At 38.2% G+C, this 8,068-nt stretch carries 7 protein-coding genes; 6 read left to right on the forward strand and 1 reads right to left on the reverse strand.

The genetic code is table 11. The annotated features are described in order from the left end of the window. Nucleotides 1-264: 264 nt before the first annotated feature. Nucleotides 265-747, reverse strand: coding sequence for a GAF domain-containing protein (locus FS608_RS29510; protein ID WP_144556116.1), 483 nt, complete (start codon nucleotides 745-747; stop codon nucleotides 265-267). Nucleotides 748-904: 157 nt separating this feature from the next. Between FS608_RS29510 and refZ the strand changes: the two genes are divergently transcribed. The 6 genes from refZ (at nucleotide 905) to mbcS (ending at nucleotide 7,934) form a co-directional block, all read left to right on the forward strand. Then, nucleotides 905-1,537, forward strand: a complete 633-nt coding sequence (gene refZ / locus FS608_RS29515; protein ID WP_144556118.1) for a forespore capture DNA-binding protein RefZ — start codon at nucleotides 905-907, stop codon at nucleotides 1,535-1,537. A 170-nt stretch (nucleotides 1,538-1,707) separates the two neighbouring features. Further along, nucleotides 1,708-3,396, forward strand: coding sequence for a septation ring formation regulator EzrA (ezrA, locus tag FS608_RS29520; RefSeq protein WP_144556120.1), 1,689 nt, complete (start codon nucleotides 1,708-1,710; stop codon nucleotides 3,394-3,396). A 123-nt stretch (nucleotides 3,397-3,519) separates the two neighbouring features. Beyond that, nucleotides 3,520-4,662 (forward strand): cysteine desulfurase family protein, encoded by a 1,143-nt coding sequence (locus FS608_RS29525; RefSeq protein ID WP_144556122.1) that lies wholly within the window; start codon nucleotides 3,520-3,522, stop codon nucleotides 4,660-4,662. Further along, entirely contained in the window at nucleotides 4,663-5,868 is a 1,206-nt protein-coding gene (gene thiI / locus FS608_RS29530) for a tRNA uracil 4-sulfurtransferase ThiI (protein WP_144556124.1), read from the forward strand. A gap of 100 nt (nucleotides 5,869-5,968) precedes the next feature. Beyond that, nucleotides 5,969-6,175, forward strand: coding sequence for an alpha/beta-type small acid-soluble spore protein (locus FS608_RS29535; protein WP_088089259.1), 207 nt, complete (start codon nucleotides 5,969-5,971; stop codon nucleotides 6,173-6,175). A 172-nt stretch (nucleotides 6,176-6,347) separates the two neighbouring features. Then, nucleotides 6,348-7,934, forward strand: coding sequence for an acyl-CoA synthetase MbcS (gene mbcS, locus FS608_RS29540; RefSeq protein ID WP_144556126.1), 1,587 nt, complete (start codon nucleotides 6,348-6,350; stop codon nucleotides 7,932-7,934). Nucleotides 7,935-8,068: the final 134 nt, after the last annotated feature.

The following is an 8,068-nucleotide window of genomic DNA, read 5'->3' on the forward strand; positions in this document are numbered from 1 at the left end:
CGTCGCTGATAACATTGTTGACAAAAGGAATTAATTTGACCCCTTTTTCTTTTTACACAATTATACGGACTTAATCTTATTTTTAATGATAATTTCTAAATAAGCGGAACTTCTCCGTCTATTTACAGCGCGAGTGCTTAACCCGAAAGAAACCTTGATGAATAAAGAAATAGACGTATGCCAATGCATACGTCTATTTTTCTGTCTTTTAATAAGAAAGCACCCTAAAATGGAACCTTTAGGAAACTTCCTCTGTGCTCTTTTCTATATATGTTCAACAAGAACCGCCACAAATTCTTCCAGTTTTTGTTGATCGAACTCATCAAACCGGTTCTTTTCAGGCGAATCAATATCAAGAACACCAAAAAGCTCCCCATTTTTTATTATCGGAACGACAATTTCTGATTGGGACGCTGCATCACAGGCAATGTGACCTGGAAACAGATGAACGTCAGCGACTAGAACCGTTTCCTGTTTTAAAGCAGCCGTTCCGCATACACCTTTGCCAACTGGAATTCGGACACATGCTGGAAGACCTTGGAATGGTCCCAGAACAAGTTGTTGGTTATTATCCATTAAATAAAACCCAACCCAATTAATTCGATCAAGAAATTGGTTCAGCAGGGCACTTGCATTGCTGAGATTGGCGATTGAATTCTCCTCATCGTGAATGAGAGCATGCAACTGCTTTATGAGAAGATTATAATTTTCTTCGCGGCTTCCTGTATATATTTCGACGTTAAACATGATATTTCCCCTTTGGTTCAACAATTTAATATAAGTATTTTATCAAATTTACAAGAATATAAGCAGATTTTGTCGATATTTTTATAAAGGAATCTGTCGGGTAACAAAGAATTTTTAAGTAAGGGGATTATCGGGTATTCCAGAAAGGGGCCATTTTATGAAGAAAAATGCTAAAGAAGCTATTGTAAAGGCTGCTATCACATTGTTTAAGTCCAATGGTTACACAGGAACGTCCATAAGGGATATCGCCCGTCTGGCTAACGTAAATACGGCAACGATTGCCTACCATTTTGAAAACAAACCAGGTCTATTAGAATATTGCTTTACGCATTTTTTTGAACAATATATAAGTAAGATGGAAGAAGCCTATGCATCCATTGAAAAGGGAGCAAAGGAATGTTTAAAACGAATTGTCGCGGATTTGTTACACTATCAATGTGAAAATAGTAAATTGGCAAGTTTGGTCTACCGAGAAATGTCGATGGACTCGCAAATAGTACGAGAGATTATGTCAACATACTTACTTAAAGAAAAATACTATTTTCAATTAATCTTTGAAAGAGGTTTTGAATGGAATGAATTCCGCCCCCATTCGATTCCTTATTTAATCATCCAGTTAAAAGGATTACTCATGATGCCATTTATGAATACTCACTATATGAGGGAAGTGCTGTACGTATTTCCTAATGAACCATTTTTTGAGCAGAAATATTTAAAGGATATTAATTCGTGGATTGAAAAAACTTTATGCTCAGATGTGCCAATAAAAATGGGTGCAGTCGTCAAATAGCGGCAATCGCTATTTTTTTTTATTTTACAAAAAAAATGAAATTAATAGTCAAAAAATGTCGTTTACATGGTATCATAATAGCATTGAACAGAACATTATAAGATTCATTTAAAATAGATGTACGATAACTGCATTTGGAACGAATGTTTTTGGAAATAGGGGGCTTACTTGTGAAATTTTTCATTGGATTTTTTATCCTAATACTGGCCTTATTTGTAGTAGGGTATCTAATTAAGAAAAAGTACTTTAAGGAAATGGATCGATTGGAAGCATGGAAAATCGATTTAATGAATCGTCCAGTACTGGATGAAATGTCAAAGGTTAAGCTTCTTAATATGACAGGACAAACGGAAGAGCTTTTCGAACGTTGGCGAAATCAGTGGGACGAGGTTGTTACGGTGCAACTTCCTAATTTAGAAGAAATGCTTTTTGATGCAGAAGAGTACATAGATCGGTATCGTTTTAATAAAGCAAAAGGTGTCCAACTAGCCATTGCAGGCAAGTTACAAGAAACAGAGGATCAAATAAAAAGTATTTTAGAAGAGTTACATGAACTGGTTGGCAGCGAGGAAAAGAACCGTGTTGAAATTGAGGAATTAAAAGAGCAGTATCGGGAATCAAAGAAAATGCTGCTTGCCCACCGCCACAGTTTTGGCAGTTCAGAAAAGTCTTTAGAAGAACAGCTTAATGGTGTATCACAAAAATTTCAGGAATTTGATGAAAAAACGGAACAGGGTAATTATCTTGAAGCCCGTGAAGTAGTTTTGTCGATTCAAAGCCAGCTGGGAACGATTAAGAAAGATATGGACTTAATCCCGCAGTTATTAATTGAATGTCAATCGCTTCTTCCGAATCAGCTATCCGATATCCTTGAAGGGTACCGTGAAATGTCTGGCCAAGAATATTACTTAGAACATATCAATGTGGAACATGAGCTAAAACGGTTAGAGGAAAAGCTGTCTGAGAATTTAGTACTCATCGAAGCGACGAAGATTGACGAGGCAGTAGAAGGAATAACAGAAGTAAAGGAAAGAATCGATATCCTTTTCGATCTATTGGAAAAAGAAGTTCACGCTAAGCATTTTGTCTTAAAAAATGAACAAATTACAAGTGATCTTCTCCTATCCGCCCATGAGGAAAATAGTCATCTATCAAGTGAACTCTTTCATGTTCAAGAAAGTTATCAGTTGTCTGATAGTGATTTTGAAACACAACGTCATCTGGAAAAGGAACTTTCCACTGTCTATAAACATTTTGAAATCCTAATAGAAAAAGTAAAAGTAAACGAAATAGCACAAAGCGTGATAAGCGAAGAGTTGGCTCAAATAAAAGAACAGTTGGATATTATCCGTGAGGGGCAGCAAGATTTTGCATTAAAACTCCAGGCTCTTAGGAAAGATGAATTTGAGGCAAGAGAAAAGCTAAAAGAACTTACCAAGAAGGTGGGAGAGACCGTTCGTCTCGTGACGAAGAGTAACGTCCCAGGCCTGCCAGAGGATTATAAGTATTTGTTTGAGGATACAAATGAGAGTATTCAAAATGTGAAATATCAACTTGAAGAAAAACCGCTTAACATTTCTGCCTTAAATCAGTATTTAGAAATTGCTGTTTTAACAGTGGATAAACTTACTAATTCAACGATAGAGCTTTTAGAAAATGTTATGCTTGCCGAAAAAGCCATTCAATATGGGAATCGATACAAAACTCAGTACCCAGCAGTAGCTAAAGGCTTATCGGAAGCAGAAGATGCATTTAGACACTATGATTACCAACAGGCTCTTGAACAAGCGGCAGCAACACTGGACGTAATTGATCCTGATGCTTTGAAAAAAATAAAAGCCTCATTTGTCAGTGAATAAATAACCAAAAACCGATCAGTGCACACTTTGGCTGAATCGGTTTTTTGTTTTTCCTTTTATATATCTTTATGATAAGATTTATTTTTGTAAGTCCAATGGTTCGGAAGTTCGGAGGAGAAAAAAATGATTTATTTAGATAATAGTGCAACGACAAAACCGTTTAAAGAAGTGTTGGATTCTTTCGTTACGGTGTCTAGTGAATATTATGGAAACCCGTCCTCACTACACAATATGGGGGCACAAGCAGAAAAGTTGTTATCACAGGCACGGGAACAAGTAAGCAACCTCCTAAAGGTGAAGCCCTCCGAGATTTATTTTACCTCAGGTGGCACAGAAGGAAATAACTTAGCAATTAAAGGGACTGCGTTATTGCATAAAAATAAAGGACGCCACTTGATTACATCAAGTATAGAGCATCCATCGGTTCAATCTGCAATGGAACAGCTTGAACAGGAGGGGTTCGAGGTCACCTACCTGCCTGTTGATCAACATGGAAGAATAAGTGTCGCCGATCTTGAAAGCGCGATTAGGAAAGATACTATTTTAATTTCGATTATGCATGTGAATAATGAAGTGGGAACGGTTCAGCCGATTGAAGAAATTGGTGAACTATTAATAAAACATCCTGCGATTTTATTTCATGTGGATGCTGTTCAAAGCATTGGGAAACTTCCCCTTTCACTTAAGGAAAGTAGAGTGGATTTTTGCTCGATTTCTGGCCATAAATTTCATGGTTTAAAGGGTACTGGTGCCCTATATATTCGAGAAGGTACAAGACTTGCTCCATTATTTTCTGGTGGAAATCAGGAACGGAAACTCCGTAGCGGTACTGAAAATGTGGCAGGAGCTGTTGCAATGGCAAAAGCACTTAGAATGACATTAACGAAAGCTGAAACTGGGTTAACGAGAATGAAGAGGATCCAAAACATGCTTAGGAATGGATTAACTGAAATAGAGGATGTTCAAATTCATACGCCACATGAAAATGCTGCCCCGCATATCATAAATTTTTCATTAAAAGGAATTAAGTCGGAGGTATTTATCCACTCGCTTGAGCAGAAGGGCATCTTTGTTTCAACAACAAGTGCATGTTCCTCAAAAAAGAAATTGCCAAGTAAGACGCTTATAGAAATGGGTGTTCCGGAGACATTAGCCGAAAGTGCCATCAGAATAAGCCTTTCTGTTGAAAATAGTATAGAAGAAGCAAATACGGCTTTAGAGGCCTTCAAAGAATCTGCAAACCAATTAAGGAAGGTAATGAAATAAATGGATTATGAACGAATACTAATACGCTATGGAGAAATCTCAACAAAAGGCAGAAATCGAAATAAATTTGTTGATAAGTTAAAAAAGAGTGTAAGAATCGCACTCGTTACTTTTCCGAATGTGAAAGTGGAAGCAAGCCGTGACCGGATGTATGTCCTATTAAATGGTGAAAACTGTGCAGAAGTAATTGATAAATTAAAGAATGTTTTTGGAATACAGTCATTTAGCCCTGCGATAAAGGTAGAAAGAGGTTTAGAGGCATTAAAGCAGACCTCGCTAGAATTAGTTCGTTCCATATATAGTGATGGACAGACCTTTAAGGTAACACCTAAAAGATCGGATAAATCGTTTGAGTTGGATACAGATGGAATCAATCATACCATCGGCGGCTATTTACTACAGAATATCCCGGGATTGAAAGTTAATGTGAAAAATCCTGATATTAATTTAAGGATTGAAGTGAGAAAGGAAGCCATTTATCTATCCTGTCAAACCATACAAGGTGCTGGCGGACTTCCGGTTGGGTCAAGCGGCAAGGCTATGCTCATGCTTTCAGGAGGGATTGACAGCCCTGTTGCAGGTTATATGGCAATGAAAAGGGGAGTAGAAGTGGAAGCAGTCCATTTTTTCAGCCCGCCATATACGAGTGAAAGAGCAAAAGAAAAGGTCATTGATCTTTCACAAAAACTAGCTGAAATTTATGGCTCATTGGCCCTGCACATTGTCCCGTTTACAAATATTCAGCAAACGATTCGCGAACAAATACCGGAAAATTACTCGATGACATCAACAAGAAGAATGATGCTGAGAATTACTGATGAAATTCGTAAAAAACATGAAGGTCTTGCAATTATTACCGGTGAAAGCCTAGGTCAGGTGGCGAGCCAGACTTTAGAAAGTATGTTGGCAATCAATGAAGTAACGAATACGCCTATTTTGCGTCCATTGATTACAATGGACAAAACGGATATTATAAAAATTGCGCAAGAAATTGATACATTTGAAATCTCAAACAGACCTTTTGAGGATTGCTGTACCATTTTTGTTCCTGCATCCCCAAAAACAAAACCAAAAAGAGAAAAGGTTCAGCATTTTGAAAGTTTCTTTGATTTTGAACCTCTGATCCATGAAGCAGTTCAGGGGACAGAAAGAATGGTGATCAAACCGGATCACAAACAGCGCTCAGAATTTAGCGAATTATTTTAAATAGGTAAAATTCGAACATTTTGTGAACAATTACCAATTGGATTATAGAATGAAGATCTTAAGTTCTACACATTCTATACTCACAAGGAGGTGATATCACATGGCAAACAACAACAACTCAAATCAATTATTGGTTCCAGGTGTTGAACAAGCTCTAAGCCAAATGAAATATGAAATTGCTTCTGAATTTGGTGTAAATCTTGGAGCTGACACTACTTCACGTGCCAACGGATCTGTTGGTGGTGAAATCACAAAGCGTCTAGTAGCAATGGCTGAATCTCAATTAGGCGGCGGATTCTCTCGTTAATAAAAAATAATATACGATGGCTACAGAGAGCGTAGGGGTTACCCCTCGCTCTCTTTTTCATGTTCAGGATAGTAATAAATAATTTAAAAAGAATATCAATTTTAAATTATCGAATAATTTTGTATAATTAATATTGTGGGTTAAAATATCTTATTTCTTAAGGGGGAGAAGCATGAAGCGGGAAGATTTGATTGCACCAGAAAGGTATAATCTAGTCTCAGAAATGGAGCGTTTTGCAAAGGAACCGAACCGAGTGGCATTGAAGTGGGAGAATGAGGCAGGAGAAACCCAGCAAGTTACATACGAACAATTAATAAAGAAAGTGAACCAAGCGGCTAATGTGTTCGCTAAGAATGGCCTAAATAAGGGAGATGTGGTCCTTGTCATCGTGCCGCGTCTCATTGAGGCATATGTCGTTTATTTGGCAGCTTTAAAAGCGGGGATGGTCGTTATTCCAAGTTCGGAAATGTTAAAGGAAAAAGATCTGCACTACCGGATCACACACGGTGATGTAAAAGGTGTGATTAGTTATTATCCATACGTGAATCAATTTGAAAATATCAACCAATCCCAGTCATTGGTAAGATTGACGATCGGTGGAACTGAACCGGGCTGGATTGACTTGGATACAGAGATGGGAGCTGCTTCCGAAAGCTTCGAACAAGCTGACACCCTTAGAGAAGATATGGCCTTTTTATCCTATACGTCTGGAACAACAGGGAACCCCAAAGGGGTTGTCCATACACATGGCTGGGCTTATGCTCATTTAAAAACAGCTGCTCCACAGTGGCTTTGTATTGAAGATGGTGACATGGTTTGGGCAACTGCCGGCCCTGGCTGGCAAAAATGGATTTGGAGTCCATTCTTATCTGTTCTAGGCTCCGGCGGAACAGGATTAGTTTACAACGGAAAATTTGAACCGAAAAAATATTTGAGCCTCCTCCAAAAATATAATGTAAATGTCCTTTGCTGTACACCGACGGAATATCGATTAATGGCGAAGGTAGATAATTTAGCTGATTACCAATTACCAAATCTTCATAGTGCTGTCTCTGCAGGCGAACCTTTAAATCGAGAAGTAATTGATACGTTTAGAAAACATTTTAATATTGATGTCCGTGACGGTTATGGACAAACAGAGAATACCTTACTTGTGGGCGTTACCAAAGGAATGGAATTGAAATCTGGTTCCATGGGCAAGCCGACGCCTGGAAACAGGGTTGAAATCATTAACGAAGAGGGACAGGTGTGTGCAGTTGGTGAAGTGGGTGATATCGCTGTCCATGTAGAAACACCAGCTTTATTTAAAAACTATTATAAAGATCCGGAAAGAACTGCGATGCAGTTCCGCGGTGATTATTATGTAACCGGTGATAAGGCAAAAATGGACGAAGAAGGCTATTTCTGGTTTGAAGGACGGGGAGATGATATTATTATCAGCTCTGGGTATACGATTGGACCATTTGAAGTGGAGGATGCGCTTGTTAAACATCCTTTTGTTAAGGAATGTGCAGTCGTGGCAAGTCCGGATGAGATTCGCGGCTTCATTGTCAAAGCATTTGTTGTCTTAAAAGATGATGTGGATTCCACCGACCCTGAATTAACAACAACATTACAGGAACATGTGAAAACCCTTACAGCACCATATAAGTATCCAAGGAAAATAGAATATATTACTGAGCTTCCTAAAACAACCTCTGGGAAAATTCGTCGGATCGAACTTCGAAAAAAGGAATTTGAGGGAGCGAAACAAGTATAAAGTGATTGAAGAGAAAGCAGGCGGAATTCCGCCTGCTCAGACTGTAGACAAACTCGGAAAAAACGAGCTTGCCTACAGTTTTTTTGTTGTAAAATAGTAGTAATAAAATCTTGAGGTGATGACAATGCTTTCGA

The sequence above is a fragment of the Bacillus sp. X1(2014) genome, from assembly GCF_007678255.1.

What these genes read in the sequence shown, in the direction of transcription:
- thiI (WP_144556124.1), top strand. Translation starts at nt 4,663, where the DNA reads ATGGATTATGAACGAATACTAATACGCTATGGAGAAATCTCAACAAAA.
- mbcS (WP_144556126.1), top strand. Translation starts at nt 6,348, where the DNA reads ATGAAGCGGGAAGATTTGATTGCACCAGAAAGGTATAATCTAGTCTCA.
- FS608_RS29535 (WP_088089259.1), top strand. Translation starts at nt 5,969, where the DNA reads ATGGCAAACAACAACAACTCAAATCAATTATTGGTTCCAGGTGTTGAA.
- FS608_RS29525 (WP_144556122.1), top strand. Translation starts at nt 3,520, where the DNA reads ATGATTTATTTAGATAATAGTGCAACGACAAAACCGTTTAAAGAAGTG.
- FS608_RS29510 (WP_144556116.1), bottom strand. Translation starts at nt 747, where the DNA reads ATGTTTAACGTCGAAATATATACAGGAAGCCGCGAAGAAAATTATAAT.
- refZ (WP_144556118.1), top strand. Translation starts at nt 905, where the DNA reads ATGAAGAAAAATGCTAAAGAAGCTATTGTAAAGGCTGCTATCACATTG.